Origin of the sequence: Stenotrophomonas sp. LC732 (assembly GCF_052446685.1) — a bacterium.
GTDB lineage: Bacteria > Pseudomonadota > Gammaproteobacteria > Xanthomonadales > Xanthomonadaceae > Stenotrophomonas > Stenotrophomonas muris.
Genome location: NZ_CP199214.1, coordinates 941,101 through 962,788 on the forward strand (window position 1 = coordinate 941,101; position 21,688 = coordinate 962,788).

25 protein-coding genes are annotated in these 21,688 nt (G+C 67.7%); 13 read left to right on the plus strand and 12 right to left on the minus strand.

The window, feature by feature from the left end; genetic code table 11:
* Positions 1-3 precede the first annotated feature (3 nt).
* Both ACT6SE_RS04570 and ACT6SE_RS04575 read right to left on the minus strand, forming a co-directional pair.
* Complete coding sequence (locus ACT6SE_RS04570) at positions 4-510, minus strand: PaaI family thioesterase (RefSeq protein ID WP_046429424.1); 507 nt, start codon at positions 508-510, stop codon at positions 4-6.
* 36 nt (positions 511-546) lie between these two features.
* Positions 547-984 carry a hypothetical protein gene (locus tag ACT6SE_RS04575; protein WP_046429425.1) on the minus strand — a complete coding sequence of 146 codons (438 nt, stop codon included), beginning with the start codon at positions 982-984 and terminating at the stop codon, positions 547-549.
* Positions 985-1,269: 285 nt separating this feature from the next.
* Here ACT6SE_RS04575 and ACT6SE_RS04580 point away from each other — a divergent pair, with 285 nt between their 5' ends.
* Positions 1,270-1,701: a pyridoxamine 5'-phosphate oxidase family protein gene (locus ACT6SE_RS04580; protein WP_046429427.1), complete on the plus strand. Its 432-nt coding sequence runs from the start codon at positions 1,270-1,272 to the stop codon at positions 1,699-1,701.
* A 38-nt stretch (positions 1,702-1,739) separates the two neighbouring features.
* Here ACT6SE_RS04580 and ACT6SE_RS04585 read toward each other — a convergent pair whose 3' ends face one another.
* Together ACT6SE_RS04585 and ACT6SE_RS04590 are read right to left on the minus strand one after the other, a co-directional pair.
* Positions 1,740-3,134: a DUF2867 domain-containing protein gene (locus tag ACT6SE_RS04585; protein ID WP_046429429.1), complete on the minus strand. Its 1,395-nt coding sequence runs from the start codon at positions 3,132-3,134 to the stop codon at positions 1,740-1,742.
* A gap of 24 nt (positions 3,135-3,158) precedes the next feature.
* The gene (locus tag ACT6SE_RS04590; RefSeq protein ID WP_004147836.1) at positions 3,159-3,470 is read right to left on the minus strand and encodes a metalloregulator ArsR/SmtB family transcription factor; all 312 of its coding nucleotides are present in this window, start codon (positions 3,468-3,470) and stop codon (positions 3,159-3,161) included.
* A gap of 129 nt (positions 3,471-3,599) precedes the next feature.
* Here ACT6SE_RS04590 and ACT6SE_RS04595 point away from each other — a divergent pair, with 129 nt between their 5' ends.
* From ACT6SE_RS04595 to ACT6SE_RS04615, 5 genes are all read left to right on the plus strand, one after another.
* The gene (locus ACT6SE_RS04595) at positions 3,600-4,181 is read left to right on the plus strand and encodes an NMCC_0638 family (lipo)protein (protein WP_046429431.1); all 582 of its coding nucleotides are present in this window, start codon (positions 3,600-3,602) and stop codon (positions 4,179-4,181) included.
* A gap of 209 nt (positions 4,182-4,390) precedes the next feature.
* The gene (locus tag ACT6SE_RS04600) at positions 4,391-4,858 is read left to right on the plus strand and encodes a DUF2975 domain-containing protein (protein WP_041864087.1); all 468 of its coding nucleotides are present in this window, start codon (positions 4,391-4,393) and stop codon (positions 4,856-4,858) included.
* Positions 4,858-5,082, plus strand: coding sequence for a helix-turn-helix domain-containing protein (locus tag ACT6SE_RS04605; protein WP_012479411.1), 225 nt, complete (start codon positions 4,858-4,860; stop codon positions 5,080-5,082). The genes ACT6SE_RS04600 and ACT6SE_RS04605 overlap by 1 nt, the downstream gene beginning before the upstream one ends.
* 43 nt (positions 5,083-5,125) lie before the next feature.
* Complete coding sequence (locus tag ACT6SE_RS04610) at positions 5,126-6,667, plus strand: TerC family protein (protein WP_046429432.1); 1,542 nt, start codon at positions 5,126-5,128, stop codon at positions 6,665-6,667.
* A 120-nt stretch (positions 6,668-6,787) separates the two neighbouring features.
* On the plus strand, positions 6,788-7,924 hold the full coding sequence (locus ACT6SE_RS04615; protein WP_046429435.1) for a metallophosphoesterase: 1,137 nt from the start codon (positions 6,788-6,790) through the stop codon (positions 7,922-7,924).
* A gap of 55 nt (positions 7,925-7,979) precedes the next feature.
* Here the strand turns inward: ACT6SE_RS04615 and ACT6SE_RS04620 are convergent, their stop codons facing one another.
* The 5 genes from ACT6SE_RS04620 to ACT6SE_RS04640 form a co-directional block, all read right to left on the minus strand.
* Positions 7,980-8,618 (minus strand): ferric reductase-like transmembrane domain-containing protein, encoded by a 639-nt coding sequence (locus tag ACT6SE_RS04620; protein WP_046429436.1) that lies wholly within the window; start codon positions 8,616-8,618, stop codon positions 7,980-7,982.
* 82 nt (positions 8,619-8,700) lie between these two features.
* Complete coding sequence (locus ACT6SE_RS04625) at positions 8,701-9,435, minus strand: HvfC family RiPP maturation protein (RefSeq protein ID WP_046429438.1); 735 nt, start codon at positions 9,433-9,435, stop codon at positions 8,701-8,703.
* On the minus strand, positions 9,428-10,273 hold the full coding sequence (locus tag ACT6SE_RS04630) for an HvfB family MNIO-type RiPP peptide maturase (protein WP_046429440.1): 846 nt from the start codon (positions 10,271-10,273) through the stop codon (positions 9,428-9,430). Before ACT6SE_RS04630 ends, ACT6SE_RS04625 begins: the two co-directional genes overlap by 8 nt.
* A gap of 54 nt (positions 10,274-10,327) precedes the next feature.
* Positions 10,328-10,804 (minus strand): HvfA family oxazolone/thioamide-modified RiPP metallophore, encoded by a 477-nt coding sequence (locus ACT6SE_RS04635; protein WP_014646322.1) that lies wholly within the window; start codon positions 10,802-10,804, stop codon positions 10,328-10,330.
* A 95-nt stretch (positions 10,805-10,899) separates the two neighbouring features.
* Positions 10,900-11,544, minus strand: coding sequence for an HvfX family Cu-binding RiPP maturation protein (locus tag ACT6SE_RS04640; RefSeq protein ID WP_046429441.1), 645 nt, complete (start codon positions 11,542-11,544; stop codon positions 10,900-10,902).
* 342 nt (positions 11,545-11,886) lie between these two features.
* Between ACT6SE_RS04640 and ACT6SE_RS04645 the strand changes: the two genes are divergently transcribed.
* The 6 genes from ACT6SE_RS04645 (at position 11,887) to ACT6SE_RS04670 (ending at position 17,812) form a co-directional block, all read left to right on the plus strand.
* On the plus strand, positions 11,887-12,678 hold the full coding sequence (locus tag ACT6SE_RS04645; RefSeq protein ID WP_046429443.1) for an alpha/beta fold hydrolase: 792 nt from the start codon (positions 11,887-11,889) through the stop codon (positions 12,676-12,678).
* Positions 12,679-12,681: 3 nt separating this feature from the next.
* On the plus strand, positions 12,682-13,227 hold the full coding sequence (locus ACT6SE_RS04650) for a redoxin family protein (RefSeq protein WP_046429445.1): 546 nt from the start codon (positions 12,682-12,684) through the stop codon (positions 13,225-13,227).
* A 57-nt stretch (positions 13,228-13,284) separates the two neighbouring features.
* Positions 13,285-14,025: a response regulator gene (locus tag ACT6SE_RS04655; RefSeq protein WP_032960784.1), complete on the plus strand. Its 741-nt coding sequence runs from the start codon at positions 13,285-13,287 to the stop codon at positions 14,023-14,025.
* Positions 14,022-15,335, plus strand: a complete 1,314-nt coding sequence (locus tag ACT6SE_RS04660; protein ID WP_046429448.1) for a sensor histidine kinase — start codon at positions 14,022-14,024, stop codon at positions 15,333-15,335. Before ACT6SE_RS04655 ends, ACT6SE_RS04660 begins: the two co-directional genes overlap by 4 nt.
* A 125-nt stretch (positions 15,336-15,460) precedes the next feature.
* The gene (locus ACT6SE_RS04665; protein ID WP_046429450.1) at positions 15,461-16,474 is read left to right on the plus strand and encodes a hypothetical protein; all 1,014 of its coding nucleotides are present in this window, start codon (positions 15,461-15,463) and stop codon (positions 16,472-16,474) included.
* Between the two features lie 78 nt (positions 16,475-16,552).
* Positions 16,553-17,812 carry an MFS transporter gene (locus ACT6SE_RS04670; RefSeq protein WP_046429451.1) on the plus strand — a complete coding sequence of 420 codons (1,260 nt, stop codon included), beginning with the start codon at positions 16,553-16,555 and terminating at the stop codon, positions 17,810-17,812.
* A 4-nt stretch (positions 17,813-17,816) separates the two neighbouring features.
* On the opposite strand, the gene ACT6SE_RS04675 is transcribed toward ACT6SE_RS04670, so the two are convergent.
* Positions 17,817-18,764, minus strand: coding sequence for a nucleoside hydrolase (locus ACT6SE_RS04675; protein WP_046429470.1), 948 nt, complete (start codon positions 18,762-18,764; stop codon positions 17,817-17,819).
* A 153-nt stretch (positions 18,765-18,917) separates the two neighbouring features.
* Between ACT6SE_RS04675 and ACT6SE_RS04680 the strand changes: the two genes are divergently transcribed.
* The gene (locus ACT6SE_RS04680; RefSeq protein WP_046429454.1) at positions 18,918-19,241 is read left to right on the plus strand and encodes a hypothetical protein; all 324 of its coding nucleotides are present in this window, start codon (positions 18,918-18,920) and stop codon (positions 19,239-19,241) included.
* Positions 19,242-19,535: 294 nt separating this feature from the next.
* On the opposite strand, the gene ACT6SE_RS04685 is transcribed toward ACT6SE_RS04680, so the two are convergent.
* Both ACT6SE_RS04685 and ACT6SE_RS04690 read right to left on the minus strand, forming a co-directional pair.
* Positions 19,536-20,255 (minus strand): GntR family transcriptional regulator, encoded by a 720-nt coding sequence (locus ACT6SE_RS04685; RefSeq protein ID WP_014646332.1) that lies wholly within the window; start codon positions 20,253-20,255, stop codon positions 19,536-19,538.
* Between the two features lie 56 nt (positions 20,256-20,311).
* Positions 20,312-21,679 carry an SLC13 family permease gene (locus tag ACT6SE_RS04690; protein WP_014646333.1) on the minus strand — a complete coding sequence of 456 codons (1,368 nt, stop codon included), beginning with the start codon at positions 21,677-21,679 and terminating at the stop codon, positions 20,312-20,314.
* Between the last annotated feature and the right edge of the window lie 9 nt (positions 21,680-21,688).

Consider the following 21,688-nt stretch of genomic DNA (forward strand, 5'->3'; position numbering starts at 1 on the left):
CCATCAGCCGATCTGCGCATGCACGCGCCGCAGCGTGCGCGCAATCATCCGGCGCGCGATGGGACGCGGCACCGAGAGTCCACGCCAGCGCAGCGCACCCACGCGGAAGGTGGCGCTGGCAGTGGCCAGCACCTTGCCGGCCGGGTCGGTCAGCCAGCCGCGGGTGAAGGCGATGCTGCCCTTGCTGTGCTCGACTTCGCCCCAGCCGATGATCCGCCCGGGCCGTGCGGGGCTGACGAAACTGGTCTTGGATTCGACCGTGACCGCGATGCGGTTGGCAGGCAGGGTGGCGTAGATCGCTGGCCCCATGCAGTCGTCCAGCATCGCTGACAGGAAACCGCCCTGCACGTTGCCCATCGGGTTGGTGAGCACCGGCCCGGCCTCGAACTCGACCTGGATGCGGCGCAGTGCATCGTCGTAACCGACGAAGCGCCAGCCGAGCAGGGTGCCGGCCTGGGAGCGTGGAAGATCACCGTTGACCACGCTGTAGAAGATCGATTCGGGATTCATCGTGGAGCCTCGCGGGGGAGAGGGGAGAAAAAGAACTCACTGCGGTAGCGACAACAGGGCCAGCACGAATCCGATGACCGACAGCAGCACCACCGCGGCGCCGGCGGGCACCGGTGTACGCGCACCGGTGCGTCGCCGCACGCCGGAAGCGACCAGGACCGGCGGCAGGGTGGCGACCAGGCAGAACAGCTGGAACGCCAGCAGCTGCGGCAGTGCGAAGTGACCTCCGAAGAAGATCAACCAGGCCAGCATCACGCCGGCACCGGCCAGTGCGATCCAGGCAGCGCCGACCACGCGGATGAGTGCCATCAGCAGCACCTGCATGCGGGGGTCGATCTGTGCCCACGGCCTGTCCACGGCCTGGCCGTGGTAGGGCATGAAGTCGGAGCGTTTCAGATAGGCCGCAGCAAACAGGCAGACAATGAAGAACGCCAACAGGTAGCAGCCGAACGCGAGCCAGGCGGACAGGTCCATGTGGAGGCCATGCGGTTGCGGAGGAAAGGCCGCGTTTGTACCGGCAGCCATGCCGGTCGCGCCACGGGGTTGCGCGATTCTGGGGCAGCACGCCGTTAGGGGCGTGTCGCGGCTTGCAGGGCCGTTCCTCCATCTGCCGTTAACGCCAGTGTGGTGGTGAGGAATGCGTCACGTACGCGCCATGCGCTCTATCTCGTTTCCTGTGAAGAGGCCGCAACTACCCCTCCACGCCCAGGTCACCGCGCTGCGCAGACGCTGGGATTCCATTCCATGAAGGACGACGCCATGACCCAGCTCACCCTGCCCGAACTGGCCAGGAAAATGGCCGGCATTGATTTCAGCCTGCTGCAGACCCACGCCGGTGGAGAGATTGCCGGCCGTCCGATGAGCAACAATGGCGACGTGGACTATGACGGTGACAGCTGGTTCTTCACCACCGAAGACACCGACATGGTGCGCGAGATTGAAGCTGACCCCGCCGTTGCGCTGGGTTTTTCCGGCAGCAAGTCGCTGCTGGGCAAGCCGCCGCTGTTCGTGCACGTGCAGGGCAGGGCTGTGCTGGTGCGCGACCGGGCCACGATGAGCCAGCACTGGGTGAAGGACCTGGAGCGCTGGTTCGAACAGGGCGTGGATACACCGGGACTGGTGCTGATTCACGTGCGCGCCAGCCGCATCCACTACTGGGATGGCGAGGACGAGGGCGAGATCGTGATCTGACCGGAACCGCGCAGCGCCCGGCGCATCGCGTTCCAGGGTCAGCAGTGCGCAGGGTGTGCTGCCGGATCCTCAAGGTTGGCCAGTTCCGGTGCCAAGGCGTGCTCCACCGCGCGCCGCAGCAGTGCCGGTGCGACATAGTGCCGGTGCCCGGCGTCGATCAGGGCCATGTACATGCCGCCGAACGCATTGAGGGTCTGCACGCGTGAGCCCAGGCTGATCTCGACATGTCCATCGCGATGCCGCTGCACGCGCACGCTGCTGCGGAAACGCAGGTGCCGATCGTCGGCGCCGAGCAGGACTTCGGCGTCGTTGTCCTGCGTATCGATGTGCGAATCCAGCACCGGGAATCGACCAGCGAACAACCGGCTGCGATCGGTCGACAGCAATGACGACACCGGGCATCCCAGCGGCGACGTGCGCAACCGCAACGGTGCCACCAGTCGGTTTCGCAGCGCCATCAGCTGGCCTACGCCGCTGGGGGGATTGCGCAGGAAGCCCTCCAGTACGTCGGCCAGCAGCGCCGACGCGGAACGGTGGAGCACCTGCGAGGGTTCCAGGCACAGGGTGGTCAGGTCCTGGTAGTGGCTGTGCGGCAGCGCTGTGGTCAGCAGGCCATCGGTGGGCGCGGGCCGTGAATGGATGGGATAGGCCGGTGTGGCACGTTCGACGAACCCGCGCAGCGGCCGCATGGGGATGCGGCGCAGCGGGCCGAGCAGGGCACGGGTACGCGCGCACAGGTGTGCGCACACGCTGGGAGGTGCCGCCTGCAGCGACAGCTGCAACAGCGGTGCCGCCGCAAGCGAGGTGCACGAAGGCCAGTACGATTCCGGAAGCACCTCGGTCAGGCTGGGGATATCGGCGGCATTGCGCTCCACCTGCGCACGGGTCTGCTCGCTCATTCGGCCTGCCAGTTCATCGCTGTGGCAGGACAGCGCAAACAGCGCCGGATGTGCAGGATGGTTCGACGCGAACTGGTGCCAGGTGCCGCCGCCGAAGCGCACCGTAAACAGGCAGTCCGGTGGGATGCGGACGCGCCGAAGCGTGCGCGCGAAGGCACCAGGACCTGCTGCCAGCTGCGCGTCGGAGGCGGTAGCGAAACGCAGCTCGGCTCCCGCGCTGCCGGCGATGGCGGTGAACATGCGCGGGCCTGCATGGCGATGAAACGGGTGGCCACCGGCACCGACGGTGAAGCTGTACAGCGAGGAGGCATCCCCGTGCTGCAGGTGCATGCCACCCAGTCGCGCCGAAGGTTCATCCAACGCATCGATGAAGGCCGGGTGGTGGCGCTGACGCTGGCCGGCGTCACTCACCAGCGCGTCGCCGGCACCGATGCCGAGCTGCGCGATCAGGGTGACTTCGGTCGGACTGCCGCCGTCCTGTGCCGGAAGCTGCACTGCTGGAAACGAACGGCGATCGCGGGTCGAACCAGGCATGGTCATGCTCCTTGGCGGGGCGGATCAGCGGGCGGGGGACTTGCGGCGGGCGCGGGCTTCACGCTTGAGCGGGCCGCCGACCGGGCAGACTTCGGCCGCCCACGAGAACAACGTGTTGGCCAAACGGTCGGGTACCTGCCTGAAGTACACGAACTGGCCGCGTTTCTCGCGTTCGATCAGTCCGGCTTCCTCGAGGATGCGCAGGTGGCTGGACAACGCCGGCTTGCTGAAGTCGAAGCGCTCGGCCAGCTCGCCCGCGCTGAGCTCGCCGGCGCTGAGATAGGCCAGGATCTGCCGGCGGGCGGTGGAGGCAAGGGCTTCGAAGATGCGGTCCATGGAGAGCTAGTTAACTAATTCGTTAATTCATGTTGCTCCCGCAGCTTAGGACTGTCAAGCCATGACCCATTGCGCGGCGCGCCCGGGCTTTGCCATCCTCCCTGCTGTTTTCCGTAGCGTGGAATCCCGATGCGTCCTGCGTTCTGGCTGGCTTTGGCCCTGCTGCCCACCCTGGCGGTGGCGCAACCCGCGCGTACTCCCAAGGCCAAGGCCCCGGCGCAGGATCCCTTCAGCGAGTTGTTCGATACCGCCTGCATGCAGCACATCGGTGCGCCGGCGCGGTTGCAGTCGCTGATGGAATCCAACGGGCTGTCACCGCTGCAGCCTGCCGAAGCGGCAACGTTGCTGCAGGGGCAGTCGGGCGTGGCCTGGATGGTGCCGCTGGCCAGCGGCCGTTATGCGGTCAGCTGGGCCGACGACGGCACCTGCTCGGTGTATGCGGAAAAGGCCGATGCGGCGGTGGTGCAGAAGGGCTTCGCACGGCTGGTGCAGGCGGCACCGAAGCCATTGCAGGCGCGCTCGCTGCCGGGCCGTGGTCCGCTGTCGGCCGACCAGGTGGCGATCCAATACGGCTGGGCCACGCCGGGGCAGGCCAAGCTGCAGGTGCGCTTCCGGCTGGTGACGCGGCAGGCGGCCGAGGCCGGCGTACAGGCGATGGCCTCGGTGACGCCGGGGGACGCGATGCTCGAACCCGCGGCTCCCACCCCGTAACGCCTGCCGGGGCCCGCGCCCAGCCGGTGGACCATGCCCGCGATTCAGCCTTTCACGCAGGATGTGTTATATCGTTTATCGATAAATCCACCCTGGGGCGGCGAGGCCACCCCAATGCCGGAGGCCGCTTGACCGCTCGTCCCGCCCGCGCCAGACCCGCGCGAGGCTTGTTCACCCTGGCCCAGGCCGCCGTACAGGCCGTCCGGGCGATGTGCTGGCTGGGCATCCTGGCCGCACTGCTGGCGGTGCCCCTGGTCGCCCATGACCGCCGCTGGCTGCTCGACAGCGTGCATGACGCCGAGGCCGCCGCCGCGCATGGCAACGACCTGTTCCTGCACTTCTGCCTGGGCCTGGGCGCGATCGTCGCGCTGCTGGTGCTGTGCCTGCTGTTCCTGCGCCATCTGCTGAGGCTGCTGAAGTCGGCGGCGCGCGAGCGGCCGTTCACCCATGCCAATGCACAGCGCCTGCAGCGCATGGCCTGGCTGATGCTGGCAATGGAACTGCTGTCGATCCTGATCGGTGCCTACGCGGCCTGGATGGGCCCGGATTTCACCTGGATGGAGGTGGGCGGCGGCATGTCGATCACCGGGCTGGTGGCGGTGCTGATGCTGTTCGTGCTCGCACGCGTGTTCGCCGTGGGCGCGGCGATGCGCGATGACCTTGATGGTGTCATCTGATGGCGATCGTCATCACCCTGGACCGCATGCTGCAGGCACGGGGCATGACCCTGTCCGAGCTGGCGGGGCGCATCGACATCACCCTGGCGAACCTGTCGATCCTGAAGACCGGCAAGGCGCGAGCCATCCGCTTTTCCACGCTGGATGCGATCTGCCGCGAGCTGCAGTGCACGCCCGGCGACCTGCTTGGGCATGACCCGGCGCAGGCGCAGGATGCCGACTGAGTGGACGCCCTCTTCCCTTACCCACTGACGAAACGGACCTGAAATGGAATGGTTGGCTGACCCCTCGATATGGATGGGCCTTGCAACCCTGGTCGTGCTGGAGATCGTTCTCGGCATCGACAACCTGGTGTTCATTGCGATCCTTGCCGACAAGCTGCCGCCGCACCAGCGCGACCGCGCGCGGGTGATCGGCCTGGCGCTGGCACTGCTGATGCGGCTGGTGCTGCTGGCGGCGCTGGCCTGGATCATGAAGTTGACCGAGCCGCTGGTGACCTTGTTCGACCACAGCTTCTCCGGGCGCGACCTGATCCTGCTGGGCGGTGGCCTGTTCCTGCTGTTCAAGGGCACCATGGAACTGCACGAACGGCTGGAAGGCCGCGAGCATCACGAGGATGGCAAGAAGGTCTATGCCAGCTTCGCGATGGTGGTGGCACAGATCGTGGTGCTCGACGCGGTGTTCTCGCTGGACTCGGTGATCACCGCCGTCGGCATGGTCGACAACCTGGGCGTGATGTATGCGGCCGTGACCATCGCCATGGCGCTGATGCTGCTGGCCAGCAAGCCGCTGACCCGCTTCGTCAACAAGCATCCCACCGTGGTGGTGCTGTGCCTGGGCTTCCTGCTGATGATCGGCTTCAGCCTGGTGGCTGAAGGCCTGGGCTACAAGATCCCGAAGGGCTACCTGTACGCAGCGATCGCTTTCTCGATCCTGGTCGAGGCGTTCAACCAGTGGGTGCGTTTCAACCGTGAGCGCAACGAGCGCCGCCAGCCGTTCCGCCAGCGCACCGCCGATGCCGTGCTGAGGATGCTGGGCGCGCGTCCAGCGAACGGCCACGACGACGAAGGCGTGGACGAGCAGGTGGACGCCGACGAGCGCCTGCAGCCGGCGGAGCACGAAATGATCCGCAGCGTGCTGGGCCTGGCCGATCGTCCGGTGTCCAGCGTGATGACTGTGCGTGCCGACGTGCAATGGATCGACCTGGCGCGTGGTCAGGAGGATGTGGTGGCGCGCCTGGTGGCCTCGCCGCATACGCGCCTGCTGGTCGGCGACGGTGACCTGGACAGCCTGCGTGGCGTGGTGCAGAGCCGGGACGTGCTGGCCGACCTGCTGCAGGGCAAGCCACTGCAGCTGGAGGGCAACCTGCGCGAACCGCAGTACGTTCTGTCCACTGCCAGTGCGCTGCAGGCGCTGGAACTGATCCGCCAGCATCCGGTGCCGCTGGCGGTGGCGGTGGACGAGTACGGCAGCGTGGAGGGCCTGGTGACAGCCAACGACCTGCTGGCGGCGATTGCCGGTGACCTGGTCGATACCCAGGACGAGCGCTATGGCGTGGTGGCGCAGGGCGAGGATCAATGGGAGGCCGATGGTGCGCTGACCCTGGACGACCTGCAGCGTTTGGCGGGCGTGTCGCTGCCCCGCAGTGCCGACTACATGACCATCTCGGGTCTAGTGCTGGAGCAGCTGGGCCGCCTGCCGGACGTCGGCGACGCGGTGGAGGTGGCCGGCGTGCGCATCACCGTGCTGGCAATGGAGAAGCGCCGTATCGCCCGCCTGCGGGTGGAGCGCCTCGACGGAATGGCCTGACCGCCTGTTGTTGTAGAGCCGGGCCCATGCCCGGCTGCGTGTCGAGAAGCCGAGCATGGGCCCGGCTCTACACAACACGACCCGCAGCCGTCACCATGGCGGGCCCGCTTTCTGTCATGGATGGTTGCAGTGCTGAGTACGATCGGTTTGTTGATGGGCCTGTATGTGGCCTGGCGCCTGTTCTGGCCGCTGCGCATGCCCATCGGGTTGAAGGTCGTGCTGTCGCTGCTGGTGGTGGCCATGGCCGTGCAGCTGCGCATCGTGGCCACCTTCTGGGGCACGATGGCATCGCCGGAAATCCCGAAGATGGCCATCGCGGTCCTGGCCACCGGCTCCACGGCGGTGCTGCTGCTGGCGTTGCTGATGCTGGTGCTGGATGTGGGCCTGCTGCTTTCGCGCCTGCTGCGTTGGCCGCGCATCGTATCGGCCCTGCGCGCCTCGAAGCTGCGGCCGTTGGCCGGCCTGCTGGCGCTGCTTGTGAGTGGCTATGGCGTCAGCCAGGGCATGGCCGTGCCCCAGCCCAGGCAGATCGACGTGGCGATCAAGGATCTGCCTGCTGCGTTCGACGGCTATCGCGTGCTGCAGCTGACCGACATCCACGCCAGCCGCCTGCTGACCGGCGACTGGGTGCGCAGGGTGGTGGACGAGAGCAACGCGCTGAAGCCGGACCTGATCGTGATCACTGGCGACCTGATCGACGGCAGCGTCGAGGCCCGCCGTGACGACGCGCGTCCTCTGGCCGATCTGCGAGCGCCGGACGGTGTCATCGCCATCACCGGCAACCACGAGTACTACGCGCAGTACCAGGACTGGATGCAGGCATTCCGCGCACTGCGCATGCAGGTGCTTGAGAACAGCCACATGCAGGTGCGGCGCGGCGACGCGGCGCTGACCATCGCCGGTGTCACCGATCCGGTGGCGGCGCGCTATGGCCTGCCGTTGCCGGATCTGGATGCTGCGCTGGCCGGTGCCGATCCGTCCGCACCGGTGATCCTGCTCGACCATCGCCCGCGCAATGCACGCGAGGCGGCGGCGCGTGGGGTGAAGCTGCAGCTGTCCGGGCATACCCACGGCGGGCAGATCATCGGCATGGACCAGCTGGTGAAGCGGGCCAATGGCGGTTTCGTGTCCGGCCGCTACGACGTGGAGGGGATGACGCTGTACGTGGGCAACGGCGCGGGCCTCTGGGCCGGTTTCCCGGCGCGCATCGGCGTGCCTTCGGAGATCACCCTGATCACGCTGCGCCGCGCGCCTTGACCTGATGTGGGGTCAGATCCCTTTGCCTTTGGCAAAGGGATCTGACCCCGGCCCGTCAGGCCGCCCGCAGCGGCGGCCGCGCATGCGCACTTCGACGCAGGGCCTGCGCACGCTTGGCGATCCAGCGCACCACGAAGGCGGTGAACAGCAGCGCCGACGGCACCGCATACCAGAAGTTGCCGGGCACGCGCTTGAAGTACGAGTAGGTGAACACCGCCGCGATGATCCACATGCCGGTGACGTGCAGGCGACGCCAGGCGGTGGGTCCCATGCGCCGGGCGAGCCCCCGGTGCGAGGTGATGGCCAGCGCCAGGATGGCGATGTAGCCCACCGTGCCCGGGAGGTTGGCCAGCGCGGAGCGTGCTGGCCAGAACGCCGGGTTGAGGATGCCGAAACCGGTGATGGCGACTGCGTGCAGCAGGTGCGAGAACGCGAAGGACAGGCCGATGATGCGCCGTTCGCGCAGCAGGAACCGGGTGAACGGGCCGGGCAGCAGGGTGGCGAAGGAGGATGCCGTGAATGCCGCCAGGAACAGCAGGAACGATGTGCGGGCGGTGAGCCGGATCGCCGCGCGGCTGCCTTCGGCTGCATCGGGATAAAGGGCGAAGGCGGTCAGTGCGAACGCGATCAGGACCACGGCGATGGCTACGAACAGGCGCCAGCCGTGCAGGAAGGAAATGTTGGAAGCAGCCATGATGAGACCTCGAAGTAGGGGGCGGGTAGTGCCGGCCGCTTGCCGGTCAATGAACGGGTAGTGCCGGCCGCTGGCCGGCACCTCAGAAAGCAGGCAATGCAACCAGCACCCCCGCCGTGCACAGCTCGCCAAGAACGGGCACGCAGGCAGCACGCAATGCGTCCGTTGCCACGTCATGTGTTTCGGACAGCGCCTGCAGTGCCTCATCCACACGCGCGCCGTCGTCACCGAAGACCGAAAGCAGCGTGTAGGCCAGCGGTGACGGTTGCTCGACCTTCAGGCTGAAATCGGCGCGGCGCTGGATCACCAGCAGCGTGGGAGCTGCGCCCAACACCGGTTCCAGCCCCTCGTCCCCATGCACCGGCCACCGGTACCCAAGCACCCGCACCAGCGGCGAAACCGCCAGCACATCACTGTCCTCGGGTACGCGCTGCAGCAGACACCCAGCGCCACGCGCTTCAATGTGCAGCGACTGCTGCGTGCTCTCGTAGTGCGCCAGTTCCGCCGCCCAGCCCGGCAGTGCCAGCGTGTCCTGTACTGCCAGCCAGGCCGCGAACTCGCCGGCGATCCGCGGGAACAACGGGGTCTGGCAGGCGTGGTGGGCGTAGTAGTGCGCCACGGTGTCGCGCCAGCGCGACGTGCCCAACTGCTGTTGCAGTCGCGGCAGGCTGCCGGCCAGCAGGGTGTCCAGGCTGTCGATGCACAGGCGGCGGTATACCGCCAGCCTGCGCGCCTCCACGCCATCGGGTGCGGTCTTTGCAGGGTCCCGCACATGATCGGCCCAGCGCCGTTGCAGGGTAGCCAGCGGCTCAGCCATGGGCCACCTCCGGCCAACGTGCCTCAGCCTGTGCCTGGCGGATCTGCGCGACCTCGGCCAGCAACCCGGCCAGCGGCGGGAAGTTGAAGTCGCGCTCGAGCAGCGTGGGACGCACGCCCACCCGCATGTAGGCCTCGCGCAACAGCGCCCAGACCACGCCTTTCACCGGCGCACCATGGGTATCGATCTTGAAGCCGTCGTCTTCATCGAAGTGGCCCGCTACGTGCAGCGAGGCGACACGGTGGGACGGCACGTGGGCCAGGAATTCGAAGGCGTCGTAACCGTTGTTGCAGGCATTGACGAAGACGTTGTTGACGTCCAGCAGCAGGTCGCAGTCGGCTTCGGCGAGCACGGCGTTGATGAAGTCGATCTCGCTCATGTCCGCGCCGGCAACGGCGTAGTAGGAAATGTTCTCCACGGCGATGCGCCGGCCCAGCATGTCCTGCACCTGGGCGATACGGCCGGCGACATGGTGAACGGCCTCGGCGGTGAACGGCAGTGGCAGCAGGTCGTAGACATGGCCACCGGCGGCGCAGTAGCTCAGGTGTTCGCTGTACAGCTGCACCTGGTGCAGGTCGAGGAAGGCACGGGTCTGTGCCAGCAGGGTGCGGTCCAGCGGATCAGGACCGCCCAGCGACAGCGACAGGCCGTGGCAGGTCAAGGGGTGGCGCTCGCTGAGTTGGCGCAGCGCGTTGCCGTGTGCACCGCCGACGCCGATCCAGTTGTCGGGGGAGACTTCGAGGAAGTCGATGGCACCGGCCGGCATGGCCAGCAGTTCGTCGATCAGGCCACGGCGCAGGCCAAGACCGGCGGCATGGGTGGGCAGGGGCAGGGACATGGCGGATGCTCCACAGAGAGCGCCGCCTTGAAGGCGGCGCCGGGTGAACGTCGATCAATCGGCAACGCGGGAGAACAGGCCCTTCGGCATCGGCTTGCCGTTGGCGGTGTAGACGCTGCGCAGGTAGTCGTGCGCTTCCTGCTCGCTGATGTAACCGTCGTGGTCGGTGTCGATGCGGTCGAACTCGGCGGCACGCTTGGCGGCCACAGCGTTGAATTCGGCACGCGAGACCTTGCCGTCGTGGTCGCGATCAGTGCGGGCAAACGAGGCGTCGCCGCACTTGCCTTCGCCACACTGGCCCTCGGCCACCTTGGCCTTGCCGGCGGGCTTGCCGGTGGTGGCCTTGTTGGCCCCGCACTTGCCTTCACCGCACTTGCCTTCGGCGGCGGCGCTCATGGCCACCGCGCTGATCGCCAGCGGCTGGATCGCCGCGGCCTGGCCGGCCAGCAGCAGGCCACCGGCCAGGGCGATGCCGATGGCACCGATGCGCGGCAGGCGGGAGGAAGAGGTGTTCTTGGTCGAGATGGACATGGTGGTGACTCCTTGGGAAAGCACGCGGGGCGTGCGGGATGGACGCCGCCGAAGAGGCGACGGAAAGCGAAACGCGCGGGAACAGGGGAGTCGGCTCAGGCGGCGCGGCGACAGCGCAGCAGATGGCCCAGCAGCAGCACACCGCCGAGCAGGGCACCGCCGAAGCCGATGCCGGGCAACAGCGCGGCAACCGGCAGCAGCAGGGCGATCAGGCTGACGCCCCAACCCAGGCCGTCATTGCGTGCCGTGGCACGGCCGGACCCGGCCAGCAGCCGGTCCACGCTGAGTGCGCCACCGCCGTTGAGGATCAGTGGCAGCAGCATGGCCAGGAACAGCAACGGCAGCTTGAAGTTGCCGTAGCCCTGGTCGGTGATCGCATAGCCCTGCCAGAGTTCACCCAGGCCGTTCCATTGGTCGGGCCAGTGCACGGCGGCGATGGCAACGATGGTGAGTACCCAGAAGACGTAGGCCACCGAGCGCGTGGCCAGGCCGAGCAGCAGCATCACCGCGCCCACCAGTTCCAGCCACGTGGCCAGCTGCCAGTTCAGCGACGCGGGCAGTGTGGAGAACGGGAACGGGAAGCGGCCTTCCAGGTCGGCGAACCAGTTCTGGCCGCCCAGCTTCTCGCGGCCGGATTCAAAGAACTCCCAGGCCAGCAGGGTGCGCAGCGCCAACGGCGAGAGCCAGCGGCCGACGGCGTCCAGGCGGGGCGTATACACGGAAGAAGCGGTGCTGATCATGGTGGTGTCCTGCGGGCCAGTGGTCGATGGAAGCCATTCCAGGCGGCGCAGGTATCGGCAACGTGTGCCGTTGCCCGGGGTTTTGTCAGCGACTGTGGCCGCGGCCGGGGTTTCGTACAGTCAGATACAAAGACGATGCGCTGATGCGCATCGGGGCGTTGCGCGCCCGCGTGCGGGCAGCGATATCCACCCGAAAGCGCCCGGCCAGGACCGGCGCGCGAATGTATCCCACTGTAGAAACCCGCCTGCGCCCTACAGTCCGGTACAACTCCGCGCTGCGGAGAAACAGCGCCGATACACCGGCAGGCGGAAATGGCCACTCCCAACTCCGGAGTGCCCCCCATGATCCGTACCTGCTTGCTGGCCGCCGCTCTCGCCCTTGCCGCCGCCGCCCCTGCCTTCGCTGCCCGGGCCGATACCGCTGCACCGCCCACCGTCATCCTGGTGCACGGCGCGTTCGCTGATGGCTCCAGCTGGAGCAAGGTCATCAGGACCCTGCATGACTGGAAGCTGCCGGCGGTGGCCGTGCAGAATCCGCTCACCTCGTTGGCCGACGACGTCGCCGCCACCCGTCGTGCGATTGCCGCTGCGCCTGGCAAGGTGGTGCTGGTCGGCCACAGCTGGGGTGGCACGGTCATCACCGAAGCGGGCAATGACCCGAAGGTGCAGGCGCTGGTGTATGTGGCGGCGTTCGCACCGGATGCAGGGCAATCATCGGCGCAACAGGGCGAAGGCTTCCCGGTCGGTCCGGGCCTGGCCCGCCTGCAGGAAAGGGACGGCTACCTGACGTTGCCGGCTGACGCTGTCGCCCAGGACTTCGCGCCGGACGTGATGAAGAAGTCGGCCGCACTGCTGTACAGCACGCAGGTCCCGTTGAAGGCCAGCGCGCTGGGCGAAGTAGTGAACGTTGCGGCGTGGCGCAGCAAGCCGAGCTGGTACGTGCTCAGCCGTGACGATCGCATGCTGTCGCCGCAGCTGCAGGCCGCCACCGCAAAGCGCATTGGCGCGCAGCTGCAATCGATCGGCAGCAGCCATGTGTCGCTGCTTTCGCATCCGGCGCAGGTGGCCGACAGTATCCTGGAAGCGGCGGGGGTGAAGCCGGCGGAACTGCCACTGGCCGAGCAGGGGGGCTGAGCGATGGCCGGCCTGCGTGCGTACGTGCTGCCGTTGCTGATGGGCGTGCTGGGTGGGGCTGCTCTGTTGATGGCCTGGCCCAGCCCGGAGGCCGATGCGCAGCCGGCACAGGCCGTTCCCGCCGCCGGGTTCGACGGTGGCGGGCCCTGGCACAACAGCCCGCCGCTCACACTGGAGCAGTTGCGGGGGAAGGTGGTGCTGGTCGAGTTCTGGACCTACACCTGCAGCAACTGCCTCAACGTGGCGCCGTATGTCCACCAGTGGCATGCGCGCTACGCGTCGCAGGGCCTGAGGGTGATCGGCGTGCATACGCCGGAGTTCGCCTATGAAGGGCTGCCTGGCAACGTGCGCAAGGCCATCGCACGGTTGGACATCGCCTGGCCGGTGGTGCAGGACAACCAGTACCGGATCTGGAACGCCTGGGGCAACCGCTTCTGGCCCGCACTGTACCTGCTCGACCGGCAGGGGCGGGTGGTCTACCGCCATTACGGCGAGGGCGACTACGCACGTACCGAAAGCGAGATCCAGCGCCTGCTGGGCAACCCCTGAGCCGCGCTACCATGGCCGCACCGCGCGGCCTTGACCTTCGTCCTCATCGAGAACGCAATGAACCACGTACCGCACATCCTGGTCGTCGACGATGACAGCGAGATCCGCCAGATGCTGGCCGATTACCTGCAACGCAACGGCCTGCGCGTGAGCCAGGCCGACGGTGGCCGGGCCATGCGCGCGCTGATGGATACCCATGCCGTGGATCTGGTCGTGCTGGACGTGATGATGCCGGGCGAGGACGGACTGAGCCTGTGCCGCAACCTGCGCGCCGGCAAGCATCGTGCGGTGCCGGTGGTGCTGCTGACCGCCCGCGACGACGAAACCGACCGCATCATCGGCCTGGAAATGGGCGCTGATGACTACGTGACCAAGCCCTTCTCTTCGCGCGAACTGCTGGCACGCATCAATGCGGTGATCCGCCGTACCCGGATGTTGCCGCCGAATCTGCAGGTGAGCGAAGCCGGTCGCCAGCTGGCCTTCGGCGAGTGGCGCCTGGACACCACCGCACGCCATCTGCTGGATGCACAGGACACCGCGTATCCACTCAGTGGCGCCGAATTCCGCCTGTTGCGCGTATTCCTCGATCACGCCAATCGGGTGCTCAGCCGCGACCAGCTGCTCAGCCTCACGCAGGGCCGCGATGCCGAACTGTTTGACCGCTCGATCGACCTGCTGGTCAGCCGCGTGCGGCAGCGCCTGGGTGACGACGCACGCGAGCCGACCTACATCAAGACCGTGCGCAGCGAAGGCTATGTGTTCAGCGTGCCGGTGCAGTTGCTGGGGCCGGACGAATGAACGCCACCGCACGCCGCCCACGCTGGCCGCGCACGCTGTCGGCGCGGCTGCTGCTGGTGCTGCTGGGCGGACTGGCGTTGGCCCACGCACTGTCCTTCGGCCTGCTGTTCTTCGAACGCTACCAGTCCACCCGCAGCATGATGCTGCGCAACCTGGACGAAGACGTGGCCGTGAGTGTCGCGCTGCTGGAGCACCTGCCCGCGGACCAGCGCGATGCCTGGGTGCCGCGGCTGGAGCGGCGCACCTACCGTTACCTGCTGCGCCCGGCCGCGGCCGGACCGGGGCTGCAGACCGATCGTGCACGCCAGGTCACGGCGATCATCGATGACAGCCTGCAGCACCGCTATCCGTTGCAGGCGCGCCAGGTGGCTCGCCTGCCGGAGCGGTTCGAGGTGGAACTGCGCCTGCACGACGGCACTCCCTTGACCATTGAAGTCACCCCGTCGGGCCTGCCGCTGGCGCGCTGGCTGCCCGCCGTGCTGCTGGTGCAGCTGGCGCTGCTGCTGGTGTGCGCGTGGCTGGCGGTGCGCCTGGCCATGCGCCCGCTGCAGCAGTTGTCGCATGCGGTGGAGCATCTGCAGCCGGGCAAGGACGGGCCTGCACTGCCTGAAGATGGCCCGGCGGAAGTGGGCGGCGCAGCAGCCGCACTCAACGCACTGCAGGCACGCATTCGTGGCCATGTCAGTGAACGCCTGCAGATCCTGGCCGCGATCTCGCATGACCTGCAGACCCCCATCACGCGCATGAAGCTCCGGGTGGAGACCCTGCCTGAAGACAGCACCCAGCAGCGGCTGCTGGCCGACCTCGATCACCTTGGGCAACTGGTGCGCGAGGGTGTGGCCTATGCGCGCAGCAGCCACGTCGCCAGTGGCGCGCCGGTGTTGATGGACCTGGGCGCGTTCCTGGCCAGTGTGGTCGGCGATTACGAGGACATGGGCAAGCCGGTCAGTGGCGGTGCGCCCGCTGGACTGGTCGTGCAGACCTGGCCGCAGCTGCTGCGACGGGTGGTCGGCAATCTGGTCGACAATGCACTCCGCTACGCCGGCGCTGCCGAGATCGAGGCCGGCCGTGACGAGGCCGGAAGGGTATGGATCGGAATTTCCGACCGTGGCCCGGGCATCCCCGAGGACCAGCTGCAGGCAGTGCTGGCGCCGTTCCATCGGCTGGAAAGCTCGCGCAATCGCGATACCGGTGGCACTGGCCTGGGCCTGGCCATCGCGGTGCAGCTGGCGCAGTCGCTGGGCGGCTCGCTGCGGTTGCGCAACCGCGAGGGTGGCGGGCTGAGGGCTGAGCTGCAGCTGCCGGGGTAACGGGCGGGGTCGGATCCCTTTGCGGGAGCGAAGGGCTCTGACCCCGATGTGGGATCTGTGACGTTCCTGCACGGCCTTGGGATCGGCGATCATCTGCAGGGAGTGTCGAAACCAGGAAGCACGCAATGCAGGGAACGCAGCATTCAATCCAGCGCCCGCGCCACGTCGCGCTGCTGGTCGGTCTGCTCGCGCTGGCGGCCTGCCAGCGCACACCGGACGCACCGACCGACGCACTCGCAGCGGGCACACCGCCTGCCGCCCCGGCCACCGCAACAGATCTCTCTCCGCTGCTCGACGCCTTGCCGACCTGCGCGCTGGACGGCTGGTACATCGATCAGCAGACCGGGCGCCCGGCCCATCCCTGGTTGGCGGCGAACGCGCCGAAGCCCTGCAAGGAAGACGTGGAGAACGAGATCGCCACGTTCTGCGTGCAGGGGCAGTGGAAGGGGCTGCCGGTGGAAGAGGTGATCCTGCCGACGATGACATTCGTTTCGTTCCGTGGGGCCAGGATCGGCCTGCCGCTGGAGAAGGCACGTCCCATCGTCCGCCAGCGTTTCGGCCAGGACTTCCCGGGTGGTGCGGCTTACGAGGCGGGCCGCGAGCCGAAGCTGATGGCCGATCCCGAAGATGCGCAGCGTTCGTGGCTGCTGTGCAGCACCCCGGAACTGGGCCACGACGTGGACAGCGAGGGAAGCATCAGCTATTCCGGCATGAACCTGCCCTACGACCACGACGGTTGCAGTTACCGCTACAGCCCGGTCGACTTCTGCGATGCGCGGCACCGCGCAGCCATCGAAGATGCCCTCCAGCATCAGAAACCCAATTTCAACCGGCACTACCTGCTGGTACAGGTCGATGATCGTCCGGAGTATTTCCAGCGCACGCTGGTGCTGGTCGATACCCGCACGGGCAGGGCGACGCCACTGCCGTTCGATGCGTTCACCGGGCCGGCGGGAATGGGCGGTGATGCTACCGGCTACGGGACACTGGAGACGGGCGTGGACCGGCAGCAGTTCTGCCTCGATGGCGCGTTGCTGGTCTACCGCGTGTTCGAGGAAGGGCGCTTCTGCTTCGGTTTTGACGGTGAGCGCTTCACCGGCCATGAAACCCAGTACATGCAGGCAGCGGATGGCCGATGACCGGTATTTCACCCGGGCCATGACATCCTGCCCCGAACCTGCGCAACCGGGACCGAGGCTGTTGAAGGCGAACACGCAATGACCGCGGCGCGGCAGCGCTCGATGTGGGTGGCGGGCCTGTCCACGGTAGTGGAGTGGTACGACTTCACCCTGTACCTGTATTTCGCCACGGTGCTGTCGCGGGTGTTCTTCGGCGGCGGCGAACAGGCGCTGCTGGTCACGCTGGCAGGCTTCGCGGTGTCCTACCTGATGCGCCCGCTGGGCGCGCTGTGCTTCGGCCACCTGGGCGACCGCCTGGGCCGGCGCTGGATGCTGCTGGCTTCGATGGCGTTGATGGCGGCGGCGATGCTGGCCACTGCGTTGCTGCCGACCGCGGCCACCGCAGGTACCACGGCGGGCGTGCTACTGCTGGTATTGCGCTGCGTGATGGCGTTTTCGGTGGGCGGTGAGTACACCGGCGTGGTGGCGTACCTGCTGGAAAGCGCACCGGCGCGGCGGCGTGGCCTGGTGACCTCGCTGGCCTCGGCCGCCAGTGAAGTAGGCGCACTGCTGGCGGTAGCGATCTCGGCGGTCACCGTGGCGCTGCTCGCGCCCGCGCAGCTGGACAGCTGGGGCTGGCGTATTCCGTTCTTCGTCGGCGCTGCGCTGGCACTGGTGATCCTGGTCGCGCGCTCGGGCATGCACGAATCGCCTGAGTTCGAACGCCAGCGCCGCGAAGGCAGCATTCCTGCCACGCCGCTGCGGCATGTGCTGCAGCACCACCCGCTGGCGGTGGCGCGCACCTTCGCGATCTCGGCCTTGGGATCGATCACCTACTACGTGGGCATCACCTATGTGCCCGCATTCCTGCACGCGCAGGGCCACGATGAGGGCGATGCACTGTGGCTTTCGACAATTGCGGCGGTGGCAGTGATTGCGATTACGCCGCTGTGCGGCGCACTGTCCGACCGCGTCGGGCGGCGGCCGATGCTGCTGGGCCTGACGGTGCTGGCAGCGCTGTTGCCACTGTCCCTGTTTGCGTGGATGGCGCAGGCGACGGCGCTGGGCATCGCGCTGGCGGCGGTGCTGCTGGCCTGCGTGGCCGGTGGTGTAAGCGCGGTGGCGGCCCCGGCCACGGCCGAACAGTTCCCCGGCGAAGGCCGGGTCAGCGGGCTGGCACTGGGGGTGACAATGGCCACTGCCTTCTTCGGCGGGGCAACGCCGTGGCTGGCGCAATGGTGGGTAGAGCGCAGCGGCTGGGCGGCGGCGCCGGGCGCGATGATCGCGCTGGTGGCGGTGCTGGTGCTGCCGGTGCTGTGGACCCTGCCCGAGACGGTCCCGGGCAGGGCCAAGCGCTAGCGGGTCAGACCTTGAGGGTCTGCTCGATGTCGGCCAGTACCGCGGCCGCATCAACGCCGATGGCGATCGACTGCAACACGTGGCCGTCCCACACGCTGGGGCCGAATGCCAGGCCTTCCGGCTTGGGGATGGTCATGCCGCGGGCAACACCGTCGGTGGCCACGCGCACGCTGGCGCGCTCGAACTGGAACAGTTCCGGACGGGTCAGCGCGATGCACGCGCAGCAGTCATGCACGACCATGCCCTTGTGGCCGGCCTGCAGGTAGAAGTCCACGTAATCCTGCGACAGCGCACGCACCAGCTCGGCGTCGGTACCGCCGATCGCAGCCAGCTTATCCAGGCCGTCACGGTCCATTTCCACGCGGGTGGTCACGTCCAGGCCGATGGCAGTCACCGGCCAGCTGGCGGTGAACACCACGTCGGCCGCTTCGGCATCGCCCCAGATGTTGGCCTCGGCGGCCGGGGTGATGTTGCCGTTGACGTGGAACGCGCCGCCCATGATCACCACGCCGCGCACCAGGCCGGCGATGTCCGGGGCCTGCTGCAGGGCCAGCGCGAGGTTGGTCATGCGGCCGACCGCGACCAGGGTCACTTCGCCCGGATGGGCGCGGACCAGGTCGATGATCAGCTGGTGAGCGGGGCGCGCGTCGGCGGCCACGTCCAGTTCGGTCGGCACCGGGTGGTTGCCCAGGCCGTTGTGGCCGTGGATGTGCACCGGCCAGGCTTCCGGGGTGGCTTCCGGCTGCAGCGGGCCACCGGCACCGCGCGCGACCGGGGCGGCGAAGCCCCAGGCCTGCTTCAGGTACAGCGCGTTGTGCGTGGTCGACTCCACCGAGGCATTGCCGAAGGTGGTGGTGACGCCGATCAGGTCAATCTGGGCGTGCTTGTGCAGGTACAGCAGGGCCAGGGCGTCGTCGACGCCCGGGTCGGTATCGAAAATGACTTTCAGCATGTTGTTGTTCTTCTTCTTCCGTGTGGTGCGGGGGGCGCCGGCGGCCCGGAAGCAGGCAGGCGCGCCCTGCATTGTCCCATCTTCATGACGGGCAGGGCCATTGCCGGGCTGGCAGGCCCATAATGCCCTCCAGTCCAGGCATGGAGCCGCCGAATGTTGATCGTTGCCCTTCTGCTGGTCCTGCTGGTGCTGGGCCTGAACGTGGCGGCTACCGTGGTGATCGTCAGGCGTGATGGCCTGTCGGCGGGTGGCCGCGCGGTGCAGCTGCTGCTGGTCTGGCTGCTGCCGCTGGTCGGCGCCATCCTGTGCCTGGCAGTGGCCACGGCCGATAGCTCAGGCAGCCGGGGGGATGGCGGCGCAAGCCATGACACCTCCGTTGGCTATTCCGGTGACAGCCACAGCCATCACAGCTACAGCAGCTCCGACTGCAGCAGTGATGGTGGTGGGGGGGACGGCGGCAGCTGCGGTGGCGATTGATCAGACGTTTCGGGATGCCGGCCAGCGGCCGGCACTAACCCGCCGAGGTCACGTCCCGGTAGTGCCGGCCACTGGCCGGCAACCTCTTCCCCTCAGCCGCCGCCTTCGGCGGGCAAGCGGCCACGGCACGTTCAGCAGCCCAACCAAGGTCACGTCCCGGTAGTGCCGGCCGCTGGCCGGCAACCAAATCCGCTCAGCCGCCGCCTTCGGCGGGCAAGCGCCCACGGCACGTTCAACAGTCCAACCAAGGGCACGTCCCGGTAGTGCCGGCCGCTGGCCGGCAACCACATCCGCTCAGCCGCCGCCTTCGGTCGGCAAGGGCGCCGGCACGTTCAACAGCCCGCCTGCCGCCACATAGGCGGCCAGGGCCTGGCCCTGGCTGAGCAGATGGCGTTCCATGGTGCGTTCGGCGGCCTGCGCGTCGCGGCGGCGGAAGCACTCCATCAGCTCGCGGTGCTCGGCCAGCGATTGCGCGGTGCGCCCTGGGGTCAGCAGCTGGCGGCCGCGATGCATCTTCAGGATGCGGTGCAGGTCGTGGGTGATGCGGATCAGCCACGGGTTGCCGGCGTAATGCTGCACGGTTTCGTGGATCAGGTAGTTGTTGCGGTAGTACTCGGCGATGTTGCCCTCGGCCGCCGCCGCTTCCATCGCCGCATGCAGGGCCTCCAGCTGTTGCACGCCGGCATCGTCGATGTGCCTCACCGCCTCGTGTGCGCAACGGCCTTCCAGCATGGCCATCACCGGGAACAGCTGGTTGAGGTCTTCCAGCGTCAGCCGGGTGACCCGGCTGCCACGACCGGCATCGATCTGCACCAGGCCTTCGGCTGCCAGCAGCTTCAACGCCTCGCGCAGGGGCGTACGGCTGATACCCAGTTCCTTGCACAGCGCGGGCTCGTCGATCCACTCGCCCGGCGGCAACCGGTAGTCATAGATGCGCTCGCGCACGTGTTCGGCCACCTCTTCGTACAGAGGCGCGCGCTTCTTCGGTGACCGCGGGGCAGGGGCAATGGCCATGCGCAGAGTGTAACGCCAGGTCGCGCCGGCCAGCGGCCGGCACGACCCGATGGCGGTTACATCCAGCCTGGCACCACGAACACCAGCCAGGCCAGCAACGGCCCCAGCGCCACCACCAGACCGCTGTACACCAGGAAGCGACGGAACAGGCTCTCGCGCTCTTCCTTGGCTGCCGAAGCCACCACCAGTGCGCCATTGGTGGAGAACGGGCTGACATCGACGATGGTGGACGACACCGCCAGCGCGCAGATCACGCCAGCGGCGCTGAGGTGACCCTGCATCAGGAACGGCACGGCCAATGGAATCGTTGCGCCGAGCACCGCGGCCGACGAGGCGAATGCAGAGACGATGCCACCCACGTAGCAGACCAGCAGTGCACCCAGCAGCGGGATGCCGATGTCGGACACGCCATTGCCGATGAAGTCCACCGCGCCGGCATGTTCCAGCACGCCGATGTAGGTCACCACACCGCAGATCAGCAGCACGGTGGACCAGCTGATGCCATCGACCGCGCCCTTCTGGCTTTGTGGCGACAGCAGTGCCAGCGCGACAGCCACGGTGATCGAGACCAGGCCGACGTTGAGGTTGTAGATCAGCGCGGCCACGCCCAGGCCGAGCAGGCCGATCAGGGTGAACAACCGCTCGCGGGTCAGGCTGACCTCATCCAGTGCCGCCGGATCGTTGGACAGGGTGCCGCCGCCCGCCGCGACCAGCGCGCCATGGCCTTCGATCGCGAACTGGCGCGAGGATGCCTGCGGGCCACCGGCCATCGCCAGCTCGGCATTGCCGATCGTTCCCGCTGCCGTGATCGAACCGCGACGCAGCAGGGCGATGCCACCGAAGGCGAAGAAGCAGATCGTCGCCATCATGAAGTTGAAGCCCAGGCTGGTCAGGAACACCGCCATCTCGGTCACTTCCAGCCCGGCTTTCTGCACCACGCCATTGGTGATGCTGCCGTACACGCTGATGGGCGAGAAGCCGCCGGCCTGCGCACCATGGATGACCAGCAGGCCCATCATCAGTGGATTGATGTTGTACTGCTTGGCAAAGCGCAGGGCGACCGGGCCGATGATCGCGACCGCGGCCGGGCCCAGAGCGCCGAACGCGGTGAGGACCGCGGTGATCACGAACATCACCCACGGAATGGCCACGATATGGCCGCGCACCGCTTTCACTGCCCAGTGCACCAGCAGGTCGATGGTGCCGTTCTTCTGCGCGATGGCGAACAGGTAGGTGATGCCGACCAGGGTCAGGAACAGATCGCCGGGAAAGCCGGCCAGGACCTCCTTGCCGCCCATGTCGACCCACAGCCCGCCGATGATGAAGGCCAGCGCGAAAGCGACGGCACCCATGTTGATTGGCATCGCGGTGGCGACGATGAACATGATCACCAGACCGATGATCGTTGCGATTTGTGGACTCATGCGCCCTCC